This window comes from Carboxydocella sp. JDF658 (assembly GCF_002049395.1).
GTDB lineage: Bacteria > Bacillota.
Map to the genome: position 1 here is coordinate 1 of NZ_BDLR01000147.1, position 201 is coordinate 201.

Sequence of the window (201 nt, forward strand, 5' to 3'; positions counted from 1 at the left end):
TAATATCCCGTAGACCTTTTAATTGTTCTAACTGGGCATAGGCCAGAAGATAGAATAGCTTAAGTGCTGTCAGTTTTTTAACGTATTTGTCAACACCTGCATTATTAATAAGCTGAAAAATTTTTTCGTGAAAAATTGGCTGAAACAATTGAAAAAATGTGGATTTTGTGATATCCTTGCCTCGCATTATAGCTTCTCCTT

Annotated in this window: 1 protein-coding gene; it reads right to left on the minus strand. The window is 33.8% G+C overall.

What is annotated here, in order from left to right; genetic code table 11:
- A partial coding sequence (locus JDF658_RS12905) for a DUF4372 domain-containing protein (protein ID WP_143312014.1) occupies positions 1-187 on the minus strand: 187 nt, incomplete at its 3' end.
- Between the last annotated feature and the right edge of the window lie 14 nt (positions 188-201).